This window comes from Paenibacillus sp. FSL R10-2736, from assembly GCF_038000245.1.
In the GTDB taxonomy this organism is placed as follows: domain Bacteria; phylum Bacillota; class Bacilli; order Paenibacillales; family Paenibacillaceae; genus Paenibacillus_AQ; species Paenibacillus_AQ phytohabitans.
In genome coordinates this window covers 1,436,633-1,457,111 of record NZ_JBBOBN010000001.1, presented here as the reverse complement: position 1 = coordinate 1,457,111, position 20,479 = coordinate 1,436,633, and the positions used below count along the sequence as shown (strand labels likewise).

Below are 20,479 nucleotides of genomic sequence, written 5' to 3'. Positions count from 1 at the left end.
GTACATCCTGTCAATGTCTCATTGTCTCTCTAGGGCTAAAATTTCACTTGCTATTTGTGCTGCACGCAAAAAGTCACCGGATTTTTCCGCCTGAATCATCTCTTCACGCTTGGGTTCTATTTTGCGCTGCAGAGGATACTTCTGCACTTCACGAATACAATCGTCCAGAACCTGGGTATTCCAGTCCGGAGGGGTATCCATCATGGAGATCGCCGTAGCAGTCTTCTCCAGACGGTCATCCTGAAGCGATGATAGAAACCGGCTGATGCCGGGTGGTTTGCCTTGCGCATAATAGGCATATAGATAAGCGGCAATTGCCGCATGATCATCAATATTGAACTCTTCCCCGAGGCGTTCGCCCACATAGGCCGCCGCTTCCGGATCTTGAATCATCAGTGATAAAAGGCGCCGTTCCGCAACATGGTAAGCAGGCAGCAGTGTAGGTGTCTGCACTTGCCCTTTTTTATGCCTACCATTATTCCACCTTTTGTCGTTATTATCCCCTTCGGGAATGTTTTTTTGCATGGACGCCCGAAGTAAATTGCAATCCTGCTTCAAGCTGTCATAGGACAGCTCCAGCTCGGAGGCGATTTCCCTCAGATATACCTCACGCTCCGTCGAAGAATGGAGTCCGGCAATAATCTCCAGAGCCTCCTTGACATAGGCAATTTTGCCGTCTTCCTCTAGGAGTATATGGTTTTTTTTCAGATATATAAGCTTAAATTTTATGGATGATACGGCGGAGTCAATCACCTGTTCCCTGAATCTGTCCCCGCCATGCCGGTTGATGAATTCATCGGGGTCCAGGCCGCTCGGGAGCAGCGCAACCTTAACTCTCAGCCCGCTTTCTTCGAGCAGCGGAATGGCCTTAAGTGCGGCAGCTTGTCCCGCCTTATCTCCGTCATAGGAGAGAACAATCTCATCCCCCAGGCTTTTCATCAGCGCCACATGGCCCTCGGTGAGCGATGTACCCATGGTCGCCACCCCGTTATGCACACCTGCATCCCAAGCCGAAATGACATCACCGTATCCCTCGAACAGGACGATTTGCCGCGTTTTGCGGATGGATGCTTTGGCCTGGTGCAAATTGTACAGGATCCGGCTTTTGTTGAATAACCGGCTCTCCGGGGAATTCAGGTATTTCGGCTGCCCCTCACCGAATATTCTTCCGGCAAAGGCGATGGTCTTGCCCATGCGGTTAGCAATCGGAAAAATGACCCGGCCGCGGAAACGGTCCAGATAACCCTTGCCTTCCCCCCGGGCAGACAGCAGTCCGCCCTTCTCCATCTCGGCGAGATCAAAGCTCCGTTTCTCCAGAAACTGCAGCAGTGTATCCCAACGGTCCGGCGCATAGCCAATTTGAAACTGGTCAATCATTCTATCGCTGAAACCCCGGGTTCTTAAATAATCCATGGCGGCTGTGCCGTATTCCGTGTTCTTCAGCAGATAATGATAATACTTCGCCGATAAATCATACGCCTGAATCAGCCGGTCCCGCTCTGGATCGGGTGGAGCAAGCGCTCCCCCTCTGCCCTCGGGCACGGGTATATCACTTTCTTCCGCCATTATTCTGACTGCTTCGGGAAAGGATAATCCTTCGATCTCCATCCTGAACTTGATGGCATTTCCGCCCATACCGCAGCCAAAGCAATGAAAAACTCCCCGGTCAGGGGTGACGGTGAAGGAAGGGGATTTCTCCGAATGGAACGGGCAGAGGCCCCATAAATATTTCCCCTGCTTGGACAAATGGACAACCTTACCGACTGTATCGACAATATCATGCCGCGCCAGCACGCTTTCGATAACCTCTTCCGGAATATTACCGTGTCCGCTAGCCACATTAGCCACCTTCATCTCTTAACAAATAAATATAATTCGCTACAGCTGTACATTCTCCTGCAAAAAAGTTAAAAGTTTTGTCAGTTTATGTTGAAAATAAATTTTTTCCTCTGCGGTAATCGCTTTTGGACCCTTGGAATAGTGGCCTCGCCTGCGTTCTACCGCCCGGGCATGCCTGCCCTCCAGCATAAAATCCATTTTGGAATCCTCATACTCCTGCCCCCGGTTCGAGAGCACCCTGCAGCGTTTGCCCAGCGCCAGCGCCGCAAGTCCATAATCCTGCGTAATTACGACATCTCCCGCAGAAATATGATTGGCGATATACAAATCAGCACTGTCAGCTCCCCGGTCCACCTGGACAACCGTGACACCCTCCTCCGCTTTGAGCACATGATCGTAAGAAGAAACCATCAGCACCGGTATGCCAAAGCTGCGGGCCACAGCATTAATCTCCTGTTTGACCGGACAAGCATCCCCATCAACGACGATCTTTCTTTCCTGGGACCTTATCATGATTCTCACCAAATTCCCGTGTAATATATATACGCTCCGCTTGGCAGAAATCCTTCTTTGTAAAGCATAAATACGGAACGAATGTCAACTTACGCATTGGCACCGTTCCGTATATTTATACCCTAAACCCTCAATCTATACCATAAGTCACAAACATTAATTGAATTTCCAGCCCTTGATTACCACACCAGCTTGCCGAAATCGGCAAATAATCTGGAATCCGCGTTAATGCCGGACAAGAGTGCCAGACGGTTAGCGCGAACCGCCTCGTCTTCAGCCATGACCATAACGGAATCGAAGAATCCGGTAACGGCATCCTTCAGCCCCGACAGAATCTGCAGTGCTTCTGCAGCATGCAAGGCAGTCAAGGCTTCACGGTAAGGATCATGAATACTCTGCCAAGTCTGATACAGCTTCTGTTCGGCTTCTTCTTTGAGCAGAGAAGGATCGATTACCGTTCCTTCGGCTGCTTTGGCCGCCAGATTGCTGACGCGGGTCAGGGAATCCACAGTGATTTTGAAATCAGCTACGTCTGTTACTGCATTCATAAGCGCAAGACTTCTGCCTACCACGTCAACGATATCATCGAAACCGGCAGCAGTAGCTGCATCCACAACATCATAGCGGACATTGTTGTCGGATAATAGGCGTTTGACGCGCAGACCAAAGAACTCGTAAAGGTTTATACGCAGCTCAGGGGTGAAATGTTTCTCTGAACGTAAACTTTCATGAACTTCCAGCGCTGCAGCGAAAATTTCCTGCAAACTGATGCTGAGCTGATGCTCCAGCACCATTTGCACAATTCCTGCCGCCTGCCGGCGCAGTGCATAAGGGTCCTGGGAACCGGTCGGGATGATCCCAATCGAGAAACAGCCTACAATCGTATCGATTTTATCGGCAAGGCTGACTACCAGACCTGCCTCCGTTGAAGGAACAGCATCCCCTGCGAAACGCGGCTGATAGTGCTCGAAGATCGCTTTGGATACATTGTCAGCTTCGCCGGCCTTGCGGGCATAATCCTCACCCATCGTACCCTGCAGCTCAGGGAACTCGCCCACCATTTGCGTAACCAGGTCGAACTTACAGATATCTGCAGTCCGGCTGACTTCAGCCGCAGTACTCGCCGGCAGTGCAAGCTTCACAGCCAGACGGTCAGCGATGGCACGGATACGGCGTACTTTATCTCCTACACTGCCCAGCTCTTCGTGATACACGATATTCTCCAGCTTGGCCAGCGCATCGTTAATCTGCAGCTTCTGATCCTCTTCATAAAAGAACTTGGCGTCCTGAAGCCGGGCGCGAAGCACCTTCTCGTTACCCTTGGCGATCACGTCCAGCGATACGGCATTCCCGTTACGGACAGTTACGAAGAACGGAAGAAGCTTGCCGTCTTCGCCGAACACCGGGAAGTAACGCTGATGCTCGCGCATGGAAGTAATCAGCACATCCTGCGGGATGTTCAGGAAAGCGGGGTCGAATGTACCGAACAGGACGGTCGGTGTTTCTACCAGGAACAGTACCTCTTCGAGCAGATCTTCCTTAATCGCAATCTTCCAGCTCTTCTCTTCGGCAAGCTTGTTGATTCCGCTGAGGATCAGCTCTTCTCTTTCTTTCACATCTACGAGCACATGCTGGCTGCGCAGAGCTTCGGCATACAGGGCAGGTTCAGCGATAACTGTCTCTTTCCCAAGAAAACGGTGGCCGCGGCTCACATTGCCGGTTTTGACTCCGGTAATCGTAAGGTCAATAATCTCCTGGCCAAAGAGCGCGACCATCCATCGGATTGGCCGGACAAATTTGAAATCATAAGCGCCCCAGCGCATATTTTTCGGGAAAGTCATAGCATTGACAATACCTGTTAGCCCCTCAGAGAGCAGGGAGGCCGTTTCGATCCCGGTGCTGCTCTTGGTGGCATAGATGTATTCTACGCCGGCCAGTTCCTTGAACGTAAATTGCTCCGGCGCAACGCCCTGGCTGCGGGCAAATCCAAGTGCCGCCTTGCTCCACTCGCCGCTTGCGTCCAGTGCGATTTTGCGGGACGGGCCTTTGACTTCTTCACTCACATCTTCCTGCCGCTCAGCAGCATCCTTCACCAGTACAGCAAGACGGCGCGGTGTTGCATATGCGGTAACGCCATTGTGGCTGATCCGCGAGGCTTCGAGCCATTTGGCTGTTCGATCCTTCAACTGTTCCATGGCGGCGCGGATGAAGCGGGCCGGAATTTCCTCGAGACCGATCTCGAACAAAATGTCTTTAGACAAGGTCAGCACCTTCTTTCTTCAGCAGCGGGAAGCCGAGCTTCTCGCGTTCCTCCAGATATGTTGCCGCTACGGTGCGGGCAAGATTACGCACTCTTGTGATGAATCCCGTACGTTCGGTTACACTGATCGCTCCGCGCGCATCCAGAAGGTTGAAGGTATGCGAGCATTTCAGCACATAGTCATAGGCGGGGAAAACCAAATGGTTCTCCATCGCTCTGCGCGCTTCCTCTTCGTAGGTGTTGAACAGGGTGAACAGCATTTTGACATCGGAAACTTCAAAAGTATACGTGGAATGCTCCACCTCCGGCTGATGGAACACATCACCGTAAGTCATTCCGTCTACCCATTCCAGGTCGAATACATTTTCCTTATCCTGAATGTAGGAGGCAAGACGCTCCATACCGTAAGTAATCTCCACCGCTACCGGGCTGGCTTCAATTCCCCCTACCTGCTGGAAGTAGGTAAATTGCGTGATTTCCATTCCGTCCAGCCACACTTCCCAGCCGAGGCCTGCACAGCCCAGTGACGGATTCTCCCAGTTGTCTTCGACAAACCGCACGTCATGCAGCAGGGGATCTACGCCCAGTGCCTTCAAGCTATCCAGATACAACTCCTGAATATTGTCCGGGGACGGCTTGATGATGACCTGAAACTGGTGATGCTGGTACAGGCGGTTCGGGTTCTCCCCGTAACGGCCGTCTGACGGACGGCGTGAAGGCTCGACATAAGCGACCTTCCAGGGCTCCGGACCGAGTGACCGCAAAAAGGTCATGGGATTCATTGTGCCCGCCCCTTTTTCCGTATCATACGGCTGGACGAGAATACAGTTCTGGGCTGCCCAGAACTGCTGCAGTGTCAGAATCATCTGCTGAAAGTTCATACTACCGACTCCTTCGCTTTACAAGTGTGTACTGCCTCTTTACTTATGCCTGGCTCTTGCTGCTGCGCGATGGAGGCGGTCACCGGCTTCTTTCTGTATCCCTGCGGCTGGTTATGGAGAGTATATCCTTCATAAGTCCGCCACAAGGCAAAAAAGCTCCCGCCCCCATGCCTGATTAACAGACATAGGGACGAGAGCCTGAATTCTTCTCCCGCGGTTCCACCCTACTTGATTACGCTACGCGAAATCCACTTTTCATTCTGCCGCTTCCGTACTCCCGGGCGCCATGTTCATGAACGTTGTCCTGCCAGGCTTCCACTATCCCCGGCTCGCTGAAGCGACAAATCGATTCATTACTTTCCCGATCGCTGCACTCTCTCCATGTCTGGAGCAATCACGGCATTCCTATAAATTACTGTAAAAAGAAACTGAACTTATAGTAACGGATAATTCGCATTTCGTCAAATATTGTATTTATCAAGCTGATCGAGGAAACTCTGCGATTTCAGCCGGAGCCCCAGCTGCATATCCATAAATGCCCGCATAATGGCCTTGAGCTCTGCGCGTGTCTCAGGCTTCACATCCACATTGCCAAGTCTGGTCAGATCAAGTAGCGCGAATAGACGCAGCAGCTTCAGTGCACGCGGAGAAATCTCCATCGCGGGAGGATCATTATGCCGGCAGCTGCGGCAGATTACACCGCCAAGACGCGGACTGATTCTAAGCTCCTCATCCGGCTTGTCCATATCGCAGACTACACAGGTATCAAGCTGCGGGCCATAGCCTGCCGCCTGCAGCACTTTCATTTCAAAAACATTTATGATGATGCCGGGCTCTTTGTCTTCTTCAAGTGCATTCAGGCAGGCGCTTAATTGACGGAACCAAAAGCTTCCCGTCTCTTCATCATGCAGTACCCGGTCAAGCAGCTCGCAGGCATAGGATGCATACGCCGCTTTGACAAGATCCTCACGCAGCGGATGATGGGACTTCGTGATCTCCCCGGCATTCAGTGTTCCCAGTCCTCCATTGTTACGGAAAAATACAAATTCTCCTGTTGTGAACAACTGGATCAGGGCAGCATGGCGGCTTTTCACCTTCTTGGCGCCCCGTACCAGAACACCTACTTTACCGGCGTTCTCGGTGCAAAGCGTAATAATTGCGTTCCCTTCGCCGTAGTCCATGCTGCGGATGACGATCCCTTCCACCCTGTATAGCATGCCTCTTCTCCCAACCACTCGGCAAGCAACCAGTCCTTATTGTGCTTCTTCATCAGTGACCATCTCTTCCTCCGCCGGCAGCGGTCCGCTGCTCTCCGGCGAATCCCCAGCTTCTCTGTACAGCAAATAAGCATCGACATCTCCAGTCATTGCAAAATACTTCCACGAAAAGTTCCGCATTCGTATTCATCCTTTCTTCGGAAACACGATGTCTCTTCAGAAGTAGGATGTACGAAGCTCAGGGATCTATCCTTGCAATTCCTGCCAAGTAGAAGCGGAGGGAAGGTTTATTGGTCTTTATGGAAGCCCAAATCCCGCAGTACGCGGTCCTGATTGCGCCAGTCTTTTTTCACTTTTACCCATAGTTCCAGGAAAATCTTCGAACCCAGCAGGTTCTCAATATCCGTTCGCGCACGCCGTCCGACTTCCTTCAGCAGGGCACCCTGCTTGCCGATAATGATCCCCTTCTGGGAATCGCGCTCCACAAAAATAACCGCTGAAATATGCACTACGCCATTCGGTTCAACGCTCATGTCCTCAATCGCCACCGCAATGGAATGCGGCACCTCTTCGCGGGTCAGATGCAGAATCTTCTCGCGGATCAGCTCCGCACAGACGAATTGCTCCGGGTGATCAGTAATCTGGTCGTCCGGATAATACTGCGGGCCTTCCGGCAGATACTTCTGCACCTGCTCCAGCAGCGTATTGACATTACTGCCCATTTTGGCAGAAATCGGCACGATCTCGGCGAACTCATGCAGCTTGTTGTATTCGGTAATCATCGGAAGCAGCGCTTCGGGCTCGATTTTGTCAATCTTGTTCATCACGAGAATGACCGGCGTCTTGATGGAGTTGAGCTGTTCCGCGATATAACGGTCACCGCCGCCCATCCCCTCTGAAGCATCAACCAGGAACAACACAGCCTCCACTTCATGCAGGGTGCTCATCGCTGTCTGGTTCATGTAATCGCCCAGCTTTGACTGTCTTTTATGGATACCCGGTGTGTCCAGGAATACGATCTGCGAATTATTGGCTGTATATACCCCGTGAATTTTGTTTCTGGTGGTCTGCGGCTTGTCCGACATAATGGCGATCTTCTGGCCAATCACCTGGTTCATAAGTGTCGATTTGCCTACGTTCGGTCTGCCGATAATGGCGACAAACCCTGATTTAAATTTCATAAAATCCTCCTATTTATCTTACAACTTGGTCAAAAACGTTCATAACATTTTAGATCAATCTGGAAACCTTGATACTAGGTCAAAAGCGTTTCGATCCCCCTAATTCCCCCTTAGCCAAGGGGGACCCCAAGGGCCCCGGCCCTCTGGACACCCGGAATTGGCGTGGGCACAGCGTTCGGCACAGGGGAAGCGGAGTTGGAGCAGGAGCGCTTACGTTCCCTGCGGGAACACGCTTGAATTCGGCGCACTAAGTGACTGACACGCTATACTCCGGCGCGAAAAAAAACTGGTTACTTGAACAACCCAAAGCTTGGTCAAAAACAATACTTCCAAATCTTTTCGATCCCCCTAATTCCCCCTTCGCCAAGGGGACCCCAAGGCCCCCGCCCTCTGGACACCCGGAACTGGCGTGGGCACAGCTTCCGGCACGGGAAAAGCGGGGGTCGAGCATGAGCGCTTACGTTCCCTGCGGGAACACGCTTGACTGCGGCGCAATAAGTGACTGACACGCTATACTCCGGCGCGGAAAAGACTGGTTACTTGAACACCTAAACCATACTTGAACCCTCTAAAACAAACTTAGTTGTATTTTGTACACTTATTCTGTTTAGAATCAGAGACTCTACAGGTTTAAATGTATTTCGTACAACTATTTCCTCACTGAGAGGCTGTTATTGGACTAACTAGCAAATATAGTTGTACTTTTTGCAGTTATATCGAAGTTTAGCGAAGTTAGCGGGCTTTTAATTGTACAAAATACAATTAACCTATGATCACCAGCATTCCTAATCCCCACTAAATGCTCCACTTTGCCTGAAGCCTACTCCGGAGCCTGGCCCTGCTCCAGGTCCGCAGGACCGAAAGCGCCGGGCAGCAGGTCGCGCACGGTAGTCTCCACAATGTCGCCCTTCAGGTTGCCGAGAATGACCGGCATATCAGGGCCGCACAGCTCAACCATTACCTGACGGCAGACGCCGCAAGGCGATACAGGTCCGTCCGTATCCGCGACTACAGCGATAGCCCGGAAGGTACCAGGCTTATGCCCGTCCGCAATCGCACGAAACATAGCGGTCCGTTCCCCGCAGTTGGTCGGTCCGTAGGCAGCATTCTCAATATTACAACCGTGGTGAACATTCCCGTCCTGGTCCAGCAGTGCAGCGCCGACCCCGAAACGGGAATAAGGTATATATGCATTGACTCTTGCCTTGATCGCTTCCTGAAGAAGTAGAGCAGAATCCATAGTTGTCCTCCTGAAAGTTTTATTGAGCATTCTCTTCATTGAAATTTCTTCGAAATAAAACTCACTTCGTAAGCATGGACCTAGTTTTGTGAGCATATACTTCTCTGATTAGTCTCCGTACAAAACTCACTTCGTAAGCATAACCTTAGTTTTATTGAGCATTCTCTTCATTGAATTTTCTTCGAAATAAAACTCACTTCGTAAGCATGGACCGCATCCATTATTCTTCGTACACTACCGGCCGCTTAAACGTGGCCAGGTATTGTGGTTCTAAGTAAAGATGACGGAGCGCACAAAGCGGATCCGCCTCTCCCTAAGCTGAAGTTGTAAACTGATTATGACATAAGACTTGTGATCCAGTCCATCACGGGATGATAAAAAACATAGATTCCCGTAATAACAGCAAACACCGCCGTAAGCAGTACAGCTCCTGCGGCGGTATCTTTGGCCTTCTTGGCCAAGGGATGAATCTCCGGCGACACCAGGTCAATCGTCGCTTCAATCGCCGTATTCAGCAGCTCGGCGGTCAGCACCAGCGTAATCGCCAGAAGCAGCAGCATCCAGCTTGACAGGGGGAGCCTGAATGCTGCGGCGGCAGCCAGTACAATAACAGCGAGGCCGCTGTGCACCTTCATATTCAGCTCCGACCGGAAAGCCGCAGCAATGCCATGAGCCGCAAAGCGAAAAGAATGCCAGAATTTTTTGTGGCCGACCGCCGTGTTCTTGACCATTAGCGTGTCAACCCGACCTGAGCCAGAACATTCTCCTGCTTAGACATCATCTCGGCCTCAGATTCCGGATCCTGATGGTCATATCCCAGCAAATGCAGGAAACCGTGGACGAACAGGAAGCCCAGCTCGCGCTCCAGCGAATGTCCATATTCCAGCGCCTGTTCTTGCGCACGCGTTACGGAGATAATGATATCTCCGAGCACGTTAGGTACTTCCTCCAGCACCTCGCCCTCACCATTGGGCACAGCATATATAATTTCCGGCTCATCTTCTCCGGTCTCATTCATCGCGAAGGACAGCACGTCCGTTGGACGGTCGATTCCCCGGTACTCCAGATTCAGCTCATGGATGCGTTCGTTATTAACGAAGGTAAGATCCACTTCACCCTCATCGATTCCTTCAGCGCTGCCCGCTTTCTGCAGAATAATCTCCAGCAGGGCGATCAGCTCGCCGTTAATCTCATGCTCTTCCTGTTCATTGCTCCAAACGACGCTCAGGCTCATTTTTGATGGCCCCTTCCTCTTTTTTGGGCTTGCGCACATCCTCGGGGTACTCAATCCGGGAATGGAAAATGCCCATTACAGTCTCTTTAAGTGTCCGTGCAATAATGTCCAGCTCTTTGATGGTCAGGTCGCATTCATCAAACTGATGGTCATCCAGCCGGCTTTTGATAATCTTCTCGATCATCGTTTCTACCTGCACGACGGTAGGCTTGCGGAGGGAGCGGACCGCGGCCTCCACACTGTCGGCGATACCGACCACTGCAGATTCCTTCGACTGTGCCTTCGGTCCCGGATAACGGAAGTCCTCCTCCGTGAAGTCGGGCTCCACACCCTTCTCCTCCGCAATCTTCAGTGCTTTATGATAAAAATAATGCAGGAATGTCGTGCCGTGATGCTGCTCCGCGATATCGCGGATCGGCTTCGGCAGCTTGTACTCCTTCTGCATCTCCACCCCGTCACGGGCGTGGGCCACAATGATGGATTTGCTCAGCTTCGGCTCAATCGAATCATGCGGATTCTCCATATTGTTCTGGTTCTCAATGAAATAGAACGGCCGTTTCGTCTTGCCGATATCATGATAATACGAACCCACCCGGCACAGCAGGCCGTCTGCACCGATCGCTTCAGCCGCAGCCTCAGATAGATTCCCGACCATAACACTGTGATGGTACGTTCCCGGTGTCTCCGTAAGCAGCTTGCGCAGCAGCGGATGATTCGGGTTAGACAGTTCGACGAGCTTCAGCGCCGACAGGATACCGAACGTAGCTTCGAAGAATGGCATCAGGCCGATTACCAGCACGGCAGTCAGCAGGCCGCTTGCAAACGCGAACCCGATGGAATACAGCGTCTGTGTCTCATTCCATACGCCTCCGCCCAGCATGGTCAGTATAGCTACCGTCAGGCAGCCGAACAGGGAGACCATAATACCGCCCTTCAGGAGGGTAGAGCGCTGTCCTGCCCGGTGAGTGGAGAAAATAGCCACATAGCTCACAATAAGTGCAAAGAAGCCGAAAGTGAAATCAAATACGGTGTTCTGCTGCACATTCAGAATAATACTGGCAAGAACGCTGAACAGAATGGAACAGAAATAGGCCAAGGTCATATCCAGCAGCATGGAGATCAGCATCGCGCCTATCGCTACAGGAGCCAGGAAGCCTATATACGTCCGGACATCCGTCTGCAGGAATGCCGCCAGCTTCATCATAATAATTGTAATTATAAACACCAGCACCAGCATGAGCAGCTGGGAGTTATTATACTTGAAACCGGAGGTCCCGCCGTTATAACGGATGAATGTCATCAGGCCAAAAGACAGCAGCACGGAGAGCAGCAGCAGCCCGAATTGCGGCCAGTAGTTGACTTCTTTGCTCAACAGACCGTTCTCGTCCAGCAGGGCATACAGCTCCGGAGTAATCTCCTGGTTCTTGGCAACCAGCACATCCCCCTGCTCGATGAATACATCAGGTGTATTCTGGCGGGCCTGCACCTTCGCTTCCTTGGTCGCATCCTCGTCGTAGAACTTGTTGCTTGTAATGACCAGCCGCACCAGCTCCTGCACAACCTCACGGGCGGTCCGCTGGCTCAGCGAACTGACACTGACCTGCTCGGCCACCTTAGCACGCGCGGTCTGGGCGTCAGTAATCTGGTCATTCATCAGTTTGGTGACAATATCCCGGGCAACAGGCTTCATCTCAATGATATCCTGGGAGGTCAGCCGCGGAATTTTAATATACGTTTCTTCAGGAATAGTGTAGGCCTGGTCCTTGATGACCGACTGCATTTCAGCGAGCAGATGCTCCGAATACGTTCCGGCTTTACTGCTGGCAGCAACAAAGTTAAGAATAAAATCGTTGGCCCGCCGCGGAATTTCCTCACGGTAGATCGTCGTCTTATCGCTTTGCGAAATCGTATCATCCTGATTCAGCCGGTCAATCCGGTCGAGCAGCAGGGTTACTAGATTCTCAGCCCGCATGGGTATAATTGCATACCGGTTAGTTACATTCTCGGCCGCTTCTTCCTGGGCTTTCAGCTTGGCATTGGTGTCCGGAATTTGCTTGGGCGCCGTGATTTCCTTGGCACTGCGTGTACCCTCTTTGATATCATACTTTTTGGGCAGCAGGTCAGAGGACAGGCTGAAGTAGAAAACAAGCCCCAATAACAGGAAAAGAGCATAGCGCGAAACCGCGCTATACTTCCACCCGTTAGTGCTATATACAAATCCGCTTAATTTCGATGGTTGCTTTGAGGCCATGAAGACAATCCCCTTTTTTATTGGAGGTTTTCGGCAGAGCGGTCATAGGCAACGATAATTTTCTGCACCAGGGAATGCCGGACTACGTCCTGTTCTGCAAAATAGACAAAGCCGAGCTCCTCAATACCGGATAATATCGCTTTGGCTTCTATCAGCCCTGACTTCTTGCCGCGCGGCAGATCGATCTGGGTAACATCGCCCGTAATGACCATCTTGGAGCCGAAGCCCAGCCGGGTGAGGAACATTTTCATTTGTTCTGGTGTCGTATTCTGGGCTTCGTCGAGGATAATAAAAGCATCCTCCAGCGTACGCCCGCGCATATAGGCAAGCGGCGCGATCTCGATCAGCCCGCGCTCCAGCGCCTTGGCTACCTGATCAGGCCCCATAACGTCGTACAGGGCGTCGTAGAGCGGCCGCAGATACGGATCTACCTTCTCCTGCAAATCACCGGGAAGGAAGCCCAGGTTCTCGCCTGCCTCCACTGCCGGACGCGTCAGCACGATGCGCTTGACGGACCCTTCCTTGAGCGCCGTTACCGCAAGCACAACGGCAAGATAAGTCTTGCCTGTTCCCGCCGGCCCGATGCCAAAGACGATATCCCGCTTTTTGATGGTTGTCACATAATGTTTCTGGCCAATCGTTTTGACGCGGATGGGTTTACCGCGGAAAGTTGTTGTAATTTCACCTTTGAACAGGTCAAGCAGCTGATCGGCACGGAAATCCTTCGCCAGTTCTACGGCGTACTGCACATCGCGTTCACTTAGTATGTAACCGCCCCGTACCAGGGACAGCAGCACGTTGAACAGCTGGCCCAGCATGTCCACTTCACGCTCAGCGCCGCGTATGGTGACTTCAGCTTCGCGCGAGTCGATAACCGCCGGAATTTCTTTCTCGATAATTTTCAGGAATCCGTCCTGCGGGCCGAACAGGGATTGAGCTTCTCCCGCATTTTGCAAAGATATACGAATGCTTGCAGTCTGTTCTGACAAGTAGCCTCATTCTCCTCAATTGTTTACTATCGGAAGTTCTTCCGCGATTCTCTCTTCCACCTCAAACAGCACTTTCATATAAACTTTACCATTCTCTTTCTTCTCATGCAAAATTTTTTGACTTTTGATGACGCTGTCAGCGCCGTAACGCGCGAAAATATCACTTTTGGCCCGCGTCAGACCTTCCTCCCTTGCGGCCTCCGGAGTCAGCATTTCAGCGGTATATTTAATCTCCATTTCCTTCTCGGTCATCAGGCCCAGCGGCAGCTGGAAGGAACGCCAGGACAGCATATCGGGCTCCGTAAGCGTGCGTGACTTCTCAAAGCCGGAATCCCCGTACCCCCACAGCTGCACCGCCCATTTGCCAAGAACGAGATACGTGCGGTCTTTGCGTTCTCCTGTATAGGAACTGCCCGTTCTTTTGAGGGGCACCTCAAGATTATATTCATGCCATACCAGGCCTTTAACATCGCCTTTGGCTACTACAAACTCTGTATTCTCCTCGTCCCCCAGCGCTCCGGAGATGAGGATGTCCCCTTTTTTGACGCGGGAGTTGCGGCTCACCACAGGTCTGCCCTGCTCTGCATAGATTTCAGTGACAACCGCATCCGTCCTGCTGATCAGATGGCGCTGGCTGAGTAGCGGCTTAGTCTCCGGGCGGTCGGCTTCGACAACCTGGATCGTAATGCTCGTCCCCGTCCGGTGAAACCCTGCCCACGTCAGCCCCGGAACAAGGGTGGTCAGCTCCCTGGAGAGCTTGTCCGACTCTTCCATCCGCCAAATCCACTGAAAAGGGTACACCCCCTCCTTGCGTGCGGCTTCGAGAATGTCCTCGGTAGGAATGCGGGTATTCCCTTCAACCTTAATGCTCCACACCATAGAGGACAGCAGCAGCAGCCCCACACCGAAGATCAGCAGTCCTGCGGCAAAAAACTTCCGCTTCCACAAGCGGGCCGCCCGGAATGGAATTCCGTTACGGGCCGTAACATGCATCCGGCAGCCTGTCTTCTTAAGGAGCGGACGGAGTCTGAAAAAATCATCCAGCAGCAGGTTCAGCGAAGCGCCGTCCCCGGCAGGCCTCACATCCCAGATGACGATGCCTGCTCCGGTTACAGCGTTGATAAAGGTCTCCACCTGCGGTCCCGTCACATGCAGTGTAACGAACCCCCGCAGCGATGACAGAGGCGGCTCTTTCATGGATTCTCCCCACTTTCCTTATACCTGATTTCACCGATAATACCTTCAACGGCAAGCTCCTGGCCCAGAATATTGCGGATGACCAGCCCTTCACCGGAAATCTCCAGATATCCCTTGGCCAACGCCAGCCTGAGCTGCTCCGATGAGAAATGCAGCACGCCGCGGTGGTTCTCAATATACAATTCCTTATTGCCGATCAGGGTGATCCGGGGCATCTCCTGCAGCACATCCTGCGGAAGATCCAGTACCCCGTTTGTCCATCCCCGCAGCCTGCGGCCAATACGGGTCATATATAGACGCTCCCCCTTCCTGCCTTCTGTACACCTTATGCGGGAGTGCGTTTGTTTATGAGAAGAACTCACATCATTTGTACCGGGAAGCTCCTGCGGCTCCATCAGTCAGGCAGTGGTATATGCAGCGGATTCTGCAGGATAAGTCCACGGGATAACACGGCAAAAAGCCCGGATCTGCTCCTCTTAAGGAGCAAATTCGAGCTTTCAGGCAGAGCAAAGATATATCTGCAGTGCAGAGTAGCCGCTCTTCTGCCGGGGGTTCAGCCTTCCTTGCGGACAGAGGCATGCGGCTGCCGGGAACGGGGCGGTCCCAGAATCTCCGCCCACATCAGGCCGCTGCGCAGCGCCTCACGGTCCTGCGCCAGCGGATGCTGTCCTATACCCGCCTGAGACGGACTGGCGCCCTCTCCGGCAGTCATTGCGCCTGTGGACGGCACTGCAGCCGCCACGCCGTCAAAAGCCGCCTGCAGCCGCTCCAGCTCCCGCTGCATGCGTTCTGTCCGCGCCTGCACACCGTCCATATCGCCGGTCTGCTCCATGGACATCCCTTCGCCTGTCTCATAGTCAGGCGAAGGCAGCTCTGGCCGCTCCGGCCACGCCGGCGAAGCATCGTACTCCCTCTCTTGCGGCGCAGGATCAGGCCGGCCCGAATCCCCCCGGCGCCCGCCGGGCTCCGGAAATCCGCTGCCCGGCCGTTCAGGGCGTCCGCTATCCGCTGTCCGGGCGGGAGCACGGGGGCGGCGCAGCGGATTGCCTTCGCCCCCGCCGCCAAAGGTAGGCATGCCGCCGCGCGGGGCGGACTTGCCTTTATTTTTGTTCCAGTTGCTGATGACCGCGATCACCGCAATGACCACAATGTAGATTATGCTGCTCATGGGAATCACATCCCTTTATTTGTGGGGCGGACGGCTGCTGTCGTCCCCGTCGTTTAATTTACCGAGGGAGCCGCGCATCTGCGTGTCGGCCTCAATATTTTTGAGGTTCATGTAGTCCATTACACCAAGCTTGCCGGAGCGCAGCGCTTCGGCCATCGCCAGCGGAACCTGGGATTCGGCTTCAACCACCAGCGCCTTCATCTCAACTACCCTGGCCTTCATTTCCTGCTCGTGGGCGACAGCCATGGCTCTGCGTTCCTCGGCTTTGGCCTGGGCGATGCGTTTATCCGCCTCTGCCTGCTCGGTCTGGAGGTACGCGCCAATATTCTTCCCAACATCAATATCCGCAATATCTATAGACAGGATCTCAAAAGCCGTACCAGAGTCCAGACCCTTGGACAATACCGTCCGCGAGATAGAGTCGGGATTCTCCAGCACATCCTTATGCGAATCACTCGAACCTACTGTAGTTACGATCCCCTCGCCGACACGGGCAATAATCGTTTCTTCACCGGCACCGCCGACGAGACGGTCGATATTGGCCCGGACGGTTACCCGCGCTTTGACCTTGACCTCAATCCCGTTCTTGGCCACAGCCGCAACAATCGGAGTTTCAATAACCCGCGGATTAACGCTCATCTGAACCGCCAGCAGCACATCGCGTCCGGCCAGATCGATGGCCGCAGCACGGGTGAATTCCAGCGGGATATCCGCTCTCTGTGCCGCAATCAGCGCATTAACTACCCGGTCTACATTCCCTCCGGCCAGGTAGTGGCTCTCCAGCTGGTTGATATTCAGACCCAGCCCGGCCTTGGTAGCCTTAATCAGCGGATTAACAATCCGGCTTGGCGTTACCCGGCGCAGCCGCATCGCTACCAGTGTAATAATGCTGATTCTAACGCCCGATGCCCAGGCCGACACCCACAGCATGACCGGGAAGAAGCTGAAGAAGACGCTTAGTACAATGATCACGACAACCGCGATCAGCAAAAAAGTAATCATAGATGCTTCCATCATACGCTTTATAACCTCCGTTATTTTTGGGATTAACCTTATTTCCATACAGTATTACATGTTGCTGCCAGCTCATAACAGAGGTACAGCTATTTCACGGCTTCCTTCACGACCACCCGGCCGCCTTCGACCTTTACCACCGAAATGGCGGTCTGTGCGTCGATGAATCCGCCCTCTGTCACCACATCAATCCGCTCGCCGTCAATGGCGGCAGTTCCTGCTGGTCGCAGCGGAGTTACGCTGATCCCGGAAGCTCCGATCAAACGCAGCTTCTCCGTCACAGGCACAAACCCCTGCTCTTTGGTGAGGCTATCCTGGAGAATGAACCGGTTCCAGATTCCCCGCTCCTTGAAGACCACAGCCACTATCACAATCACCACTGCCGCTGCCGAAAAAGCAATGCCCAGACTGAACATCGCATGCGTCAAGCTGTAAGCAGCTCTTACAACACCCGCCACAAGGCTGACGGAGCCCAGCAGTCCCAGAATACCAAAGCTAGGCACAAACAGCTCGAGCACCAGCATTACGAGTCCCAGAATGAACAGCAGCAAGGTCTCCGCCCCGGCGAAGCCAGCCACATAGTTGCCGAAGAAATAGAGAGCGAACGCCAGCGTCCCGATAATTCCGGGCACCCCAAAGCCGGGTACCAGCAGCTCAATGAATACCCCGGCGATGCCAACGAAGAGCAGAATCGTCATAATAACCGGATTCGTCAGAAAATGCGACATTTTCTCCGCACCGGTATGCTCTACGCGAAAAATGTCATCTGTGGAATAACCCAGCCAAGTAATGGCCTCATTGGCTGTACCCGCAATACGGTCGGCATAACCTGCCTGGAGCGCTTCCTCACTGCTCAGAGCGATGATCTCCCCCTGCCCCTTGGACACGCCAAGTCCGGGCTTGTTCACCACCAGGTTGATATCCATCATCCCTGCAGCCACTTCCGGATCACGCCCGTTCAGCGATGCGGCGCCTACCATCTTGGATTTCCAGTAGGATACCATTTTTGCGTCATCCACGCTATTGCCATTACTGTCTACCAATGAAGCGGCACCGATCATACTGCCCGGCTTCATGATAATGGCGCCAGCATTAAGCGCTATGTAACTGCCGGCGGAAGCGGCGTCGCCTTTGATGTAGGCTGCGGTAGGGATTTTGCTGTCCCTGACCATATTGCCGATTTGTTCAGCTGAATCCACCCGGCCGCCCGGTGTGTCAATCTCCAGCACAATCAGAACCGCGCCGTAATTGGCAGCCTCCTGAAATCCGCGTTCCAGAAAGCTCTGCAATCCGCGCTCAATCTCCTGATCCACCGGAATGATAAACACAGGACCACCTACAACTGTACCCGCAGCCGCAGCCGGTGCGCGAACCGCTTCATTATCTGCATGGACCCTGTCCGCTAACGGCAGAACCAGCAGAATCATCATCGCGGCAATGCAGGACAAGACCCCTATGCGTAACTTTTTCAAGCTTGCTGCCTCCCTTCTGCACGAATTAAAACCACTGCATCCTTATCATATAATAAAACGCAGCATATAATCCTTAGTACGGCTGTTTCTGCATAGGCGTTTCAACAGTGGATCAAGTGTATGTATTAAGATCATCTTCACTGATGGAATGCAAAACTGTTTTGAAGAGGGAATGCGGGAAACTAGAGGTTAATAGAAAGGTTTAGAGAGGTTTATGTTAATAGAGGTAATAAAGAAGCTGATATTTTTATTATGTAAGCTGCTGCATCCGAAGCTATTACTACTTGGAGTCCGCAACACTCCACATAACGAAAAACACCCCTAATTAAAGGGGTGCTAGCGTTATATTATTGCAGAAATTGCTGAACCGCCTGGTTCACGAGTTTACCATCGGCGCGACCTTTGACCTTAGGCATCAGTGCGCTCATCACCTTACCCATTTCACTTTTCGAAGAAGCACCGGTTTCCTGGATGGTCTGCTGTACAATTACTTTAATTTCTTCTTCGGAAAGCTGTTCAGGAAGATATTGAATGATAATCTCGATTTCTGCCTTAGTACTCGCGGCAAGCTCTTCGCGACCCGCTGCTTCAAATTCTTGGAGGGCATCTTTGCGCTGTTTGATTTCACGACTAAGGATATCAAGCACTTCGTTGTCGTCTAATGTTCTCTTCAAATCTATTTCAAGATACTTTATTGTAGAACGAACCATTCGAATGGTGGAGAGTCTGAACTTGTCCTTACTCTTCATCGCTTGCTTCATATCTTCGTTTAATCGTTCGCTAAGATTCATGCGTGGGTAATCCTCCTAAAACTTTCTCTTACGAGCAGCCTCAGACTTCTTCTTGCGCTTTACGCTTGGCTTCTCATAATGCTTGCGTTTCTTCACCTCAGCCAAGACACCATCTTTAGCAATGGAACGTTTAAAGCGACGAAGTGCAGCATCAATTGTCTCGTTTTTGCGAACTTTCGTTTCAGACACCAGTTTTCCCTCCCTCCGACCAGACCGTCCAAGAGCATAACAACACGGTTCATCAAATTTCATTATAGGTCAAACCTAAATAAGGTGTCAACCTTCGTGTTATTATTTTTTAGCCGGTCTGTTTTATTGAATTCATGATTATGCGTGGGAAGCAGAATTCCCGACGAGGGCACCGAGTTTGGCTCCGCCCAGCAGATGATAATGCAGATGTGGCACCGCTTGTCCGCTGTCCGGTCCGCAGTTGTTAATCAGCCGGTATCCGGAATCAGCGATTCCCAGTTCTACCGCAATTTGCTGCGCTACAGCATGGATCTCGCCGATCAGCGGCAGGTCTTCAGGCGTGACATCATTCATCGAAGCGATAAACTTCTTCGGGATGATCAGCACATGCACAGGGGCTGCAGGCTCAATATCGTAGAACGCCAGAATCCGCTCATTTTCGAATACTTTGCTCGCCGGGATCGAACCTTCGATAATTTTGCTGAACACAGTTTCCATACAACGCTTCCTCCCCAAAATTTGTGATGCAGAAGCTTGCATCCGGCACTTTCCGCGGTAAAATCTGTAGCACCGGCAATCCTTATATTGTAAAAACAGGCGTATTCACGGCCATTTCCACTTCATAAAAATCCACCGCTCACAGGGGCTTGCCCTGTAATCATTAGCTCAGCTTTTGGCCGGCGGGGCGCATTAGCCTGAATCTGTTGGTTATTCCGGCCTGATCCGCTTCGCGACAAATATAGTTTATGGCTCTAATCATACAGGAAATTGAACGATAACGAAAGGTGGAGTCCAAGCATAAAGGTGCCCCAGGGAGAAGAAAATGAAATAAGAAAAGGAGGACAAGGCTGTATTATAACAGGCAGCATAATTCTGGTGCGGTGGAGCGAGGGTGTAAAGCTTAGAAATTCTTATTCAAAAAAAGACAAAAAAAAAGAAACACCCTTCACAGCTCATAGGAGCTGCTTCGGCGGCGGACGTATGAGAAGGAACAAATTCCCTGTCATACGTCCGCCGAGGTGTTTCAAATGATGTCGGCTTAG

Annotated in this window: 20 protein-coding genes; all 20 read right to left on the bottom strand. The window is 52.2% G+C overall.

What is annotated here, in order from left to right; all coding sequences use genetic code 11:
* Positions 1-18: 18 nt before the first annotated feature.
* The 20 genes from dnaG to NSQ73_RS06140 all read right to left on the bottom strand — a co-directional run bounded on the left by dnaG (position 19) and on the right by NSQ73_RS06140 (position 19,934).
* Complete coding sequence (gene dnaG, locus NSQ73_RS06235) at positions 19-1,839, bottom strand: DNA primase (RefSeq protein WP_039304434.1); 1,821 nt, start codon at positions 1,837-1,839, stop codon at positions 19-21.
* Positions 1,840-1,878: 39 nt separating this feature from the next.
* Complete coding sequence (locus tag NSQ73_RS06230; RefSeq protein WP_340985745.1) at positions 1,879-2,352, bottom strand: YaiI/YqxD family protein; 474 nt, start codon at positions 2,350-2,352, stop codon at positions 1,879-1,881.
* Between the two features lie 179 nt (positions 2,353-2,531).
* Positions 2,532-4,613: a glycine--tRNA ligase subunit beta gene (gene glyS / locus NSQ73_RS06225; RefSeq protein ID WP_340985744.1), complete on the bottom strand. Its 2,082-nt coding sequence runs from the start codon at positions 4,611-4,613 to the stop codon at positions 2,532-2,534.
* The gene (gene glyQ, locus NSQ73_RS06220) at positions 4,606-5,493 is read right to left on the bottom strand and encodes a glycine--tRNA ligase subunit alpha (RefSeq protein ID WP_039304138.1); all 888 of its coding nucleotides are present in this window, start codon (positions 5,491-5,493) and stop codon (positions 4,606-4,608) included. Before glyQ ends, glyS begins: the two co-directional genes overlap by 8 nt.
* A gap of 461 nt (positions 5,494-5,954) precedes the next feature.
* Entirely contained in the window at positions 5,955-6,710 is a 756-nt protein-coding gene (recO, locus tag NSQ73_RS06215) for a DNA repair protein RecO (protein ID WP_076244088.1), read from the bottom strand.
* A 36-nt stretch (positions 6,711-6,746) separates the two neighbouring features.
* Positions 6,747-6,890: a YqzL family protein gene (locus NSQ73_RS06210; protein WP_076244089.1), complete on the bottom strand. Its 144-nt coding sequence runs from the start codon at positions 6,888-6,890 to the stop codon at positions 6,747-6,749.
* A 107-nt stretch (positions 6,891-6,997) separates the two neighbouring features.
* The gene (gene era / locus NSQ73_RS06205; protein ID WP_039304132.1) at positions 6,998-7,891 is read right to left on the bottom strand and encodes a GTPase Era; all 894 of its coding nucleotides are present in this window, start codon (positions 7,889-7,891) and stop codon (positions 6,998-7,000) included.
* Positions 7,892-8,711: 820 nt separating this feature from the next.
* A complete protein-coding gene (locus NSQ73_RS06200) occupies positions 8,712-9,131 on the bottom strand; it encodes a cytidine deaminase (RefSeq protein WP_340985743.1) in 420 nt (139 codons plus the stop codon).
* Positions 9,132-9,466: 335 nt separating this feature from the next.
* Entirely contained in the window at positions 9,467-9,862 is a 396-nt protein-coding gene (locus NSQ73_RS06195; RefSeq protein WP_042216793.1) for a diacylglycerol kinase family protein, read from the bottom strand.
* Positions 9,862-10,365: an rRNA maturation RNase YbeY gene (gene ybeY / locus NSQ73_RS06190; RefSeq protein ID WP_336100677.1), complete on the bottom strand. Its 504-nt coding sequence runs from the start codon at positions 10,363-10,365 to the stop codon at positions 9,862-9,864. The genes NSQ73_RS06195 and ybeY overlap by 1 nt, the downstream gene beginning before the upstream one ends.
* Positions 10,337-12,616, bottom strand: coding sequence for an HD family phosphohydrolase (locus NSQ73_RS06185; protein ID WP_340985742.1), 2,280 nt, complete (start codon positions 12,614-12,616; stop codon positions 10,337-10,339). Before NSQ73_RS06185 ends, ybeY begins: the two co-directional genes overlap by 29 nt.
* Before the next feature lie 17 nt (positions 12,617-12,633).
* Positions 12,634-13,605, bottom strand: a complete 972-nt coding sequence (locus tag NSQ73_RS06180; RefSeq protein WP_039304117.1) for a PhoH family protein — start codon at positions 13,603-13,605, stop codon at positions 12,634-12,636.
* A 15-nt stretch (positions 13,606-13,620) separates the two neighbouring features.
* Positions 13,621-14,802 (bottom strand): sporulation protein YqfD, encoded by a 1,182-nt coding sequence (gene yqfD / locus NSQ73_RS06175; RefSeq protein ID WP_340985741.1) that lies wholly within the window; start codon positions 14,800-14,802, stop codon positions 13,621-13,623.
* Positions 14,799-15,092 (bottom strand): sporulation protein YqfC, encoded by a 294-nt coding sequence (yqfC, locus tag NSQ73_RS06170; protein WP_039304110.1) that lies wholly within the window; start codon positions 15,090-15,092, stop codon positions 14,799-14,801. Before yqfC ends, yqfD begins: the two co-directional genes overlap by 4 nt.
* A gap of 263 nt (positions 15,093-15,355) precedes the next feature.
* Positions 15,356-15,970, bottom strand: a complete 615-nt coding sequence (locus tag NSQ73_RS06165) for a hypothetical protein (RefSeq protein WP_340985740.1) — start codon at positions 15,968-15,970, stop codon at positions 15,356-15,358.
* A gap of 15 nt (positions 15,971-15,985) precedes the next feature.
* Positions 15,986-16,987 (bottom strand): flotillin-like protein FloA, encoded by a 1,002-nt coding sequence (gene floA, locus NSQ73_RS06160; protein ID WP_039310446.1) that lies wholly within the window; start codon positions 16,985-16,987, stop codon positions 15,986-15,988.
* Positions 16,988-17,073: 86 nt separating this feature from the next.
* Positions 17,074-18,414, bottom strand: a complete 1,341-nt coding sequence (locus NSQ73_RS06155; RefSeq protein WP_340989204.1) for an NfeD family protein — start codon at positions 18,412-18,414, stop codon at positions 17,074-17,076.
* Positions 18,415-18,803: 389 nt separating this feature from the next.
* Complete coding sequence (locus NSQ73_RS06150; RefSeq protein WP_039310385.1) at positions 18,804-19,247, bottom strand: GatB/YqeY domain-containing protein; 444 nt, start codon at positions 19,245-19,247, stop codon at positions 18,804-18,806.
* A 15-nt stretch (positions 19,248-19,262) separates the two neighbouring features.
* Entirely contained in the window at positions 19,263-19,436 is a 174-nt protein-coding gene (rpsU, locus tag NSQ73_RS06145; RefSeq protein ID WP_005547957.1) for a 30S ribosomal protein S21, read from the bottom strand.
* Between the two features lie 138 nt (positions 19,437-19,574).
* On the bottom strand, positions 19,575-19,934 hold the full coding sequence (locus tag NSQ73_RS06140; RefSeq protein ID WP_042139435.1) for a histidine triad nucleotide-binding protein: 360 nt from the start codon (positions 19,932-19,934) through the stop codon (positions 19,575-19,577).
* Between the last annotated feature and the right edge of the window lie 545 nt (positions 19,935-20,479).

Excerpts from the sequence above, each read along its gene's own strand:
- NSQ73_RS06230 (WP_340985745.1), bottom strand. The coding sequence starts at position 2,352 with ATGATAAGGTCCCAGGAAAGAAAGATCGTCGTTGATGGGGATGCTTGT.
- glyQ (WP_039304138.1), bottom strand. The coding sequence starts at position 5,493 with ATGAACTTTCAGCAGATGATTCTGACACTGCAGCAGTTCTGGGCAGCC.
- recO (WP_076244088.1), bottom strand. The coding sequence starts at position 6,710 with ATGCTATACAGGGTGGAAGGGATCGTCATCCGCAGCATGGACTACGGC.
- NSQ73_RS06210 (WP_076244089.1), bottom strand. The coding sequence starts at position 6,890 with ATGCGGAACTTTTCGTGGAAGTATTTTGCAATGACTGGAGATGTCGAT.
- era (WP_039304132.1), bottom strand. The coding sequence starts at position 7,891 with ATGAAATTTAAATCAGGGTTTGTCGCCATTATCGGCAGACCGAACGTA.
- NSQ73_RS06200 (WP_340985743.1), bottom strand. The coding sequence starts at position 9,131 with ATGGATTCTGCTCTACTTCTTCAGGAAGCGATCAAGGCAAGAGTCAAT.
- NSQ73_RS06195 (WP_042216793.1), bottom strand. The coding sequence starts at position 9,862 with ATGGTCAAGAACACGGCGGTCGGCCACAAAAAATTCTGGCATTCTTTT.
- ybeY (WP_336100677.1), bottom strand. The coding sequence starts at position 10,365 with ATGAGCCTGAGCGTCGTTTGGAGCAATGAACAGGAAGAGCATGAGATT.
- NSQ73_RS06185 (WP_340985742.1), bottom strand. The coding sequence starts at position 12,616 with ATGGCCTCAAAGCAACCATCGAAATTAAGCGGATTTGTATATAGCACT.
- yqfD (WP_340985741.1), bottom strand. The coding sequence starts at position 14,802 with ATGAAAGAGCCGCCTCTGTCATCGCTGCGGGGGTTCGTTACACTGCAT.
- yqfC (WP_039304110.1), bottom strand. The coding sequence starts at position 15,092 with ATGACCCGTATTGGCCGCAGGCTGCGGGGATGGACAAACGGGGTACTG.
- NSQ73_RS06165 (WP_340985740.1), bottom strand. The coding sequence starts at position 15,970 with ATGAGCAGCATAATCTACATTGTGGTCATTGCGGTGATCGCGGTCATC.
- floA (WP_039310446.1), bottom strand. The coding sequence starts at position 16,987 with ATGATGGAAGCATCTATGATTACTTTTTTGCTGATCGCGGTTGTCGTG.
- NSQ73_RS06155 (WP_340989204.1), bottom strand. The coding sequence starts at position 18,414 with ATGATGATTCTGCTGGTTCTGCCGTTAGCGGACAGGGTCCATGCAGAT.
- NSQ73_RS06150 (WP_039310385.1), bottom strand. The coding sequence starts at position 19,247 with ATGAATCTTAGCGAACGATTAAACGAAGATATGAAGCAAGCGATGAAG.
- NSQ73_RS06140 (WP_042139435.1), bottom strand. The coding sequence starts at position 19,934 with ATGGAAACTGTGTTCAGCAAAATTATCGAAGGTTCGATCCCGGCGAGC.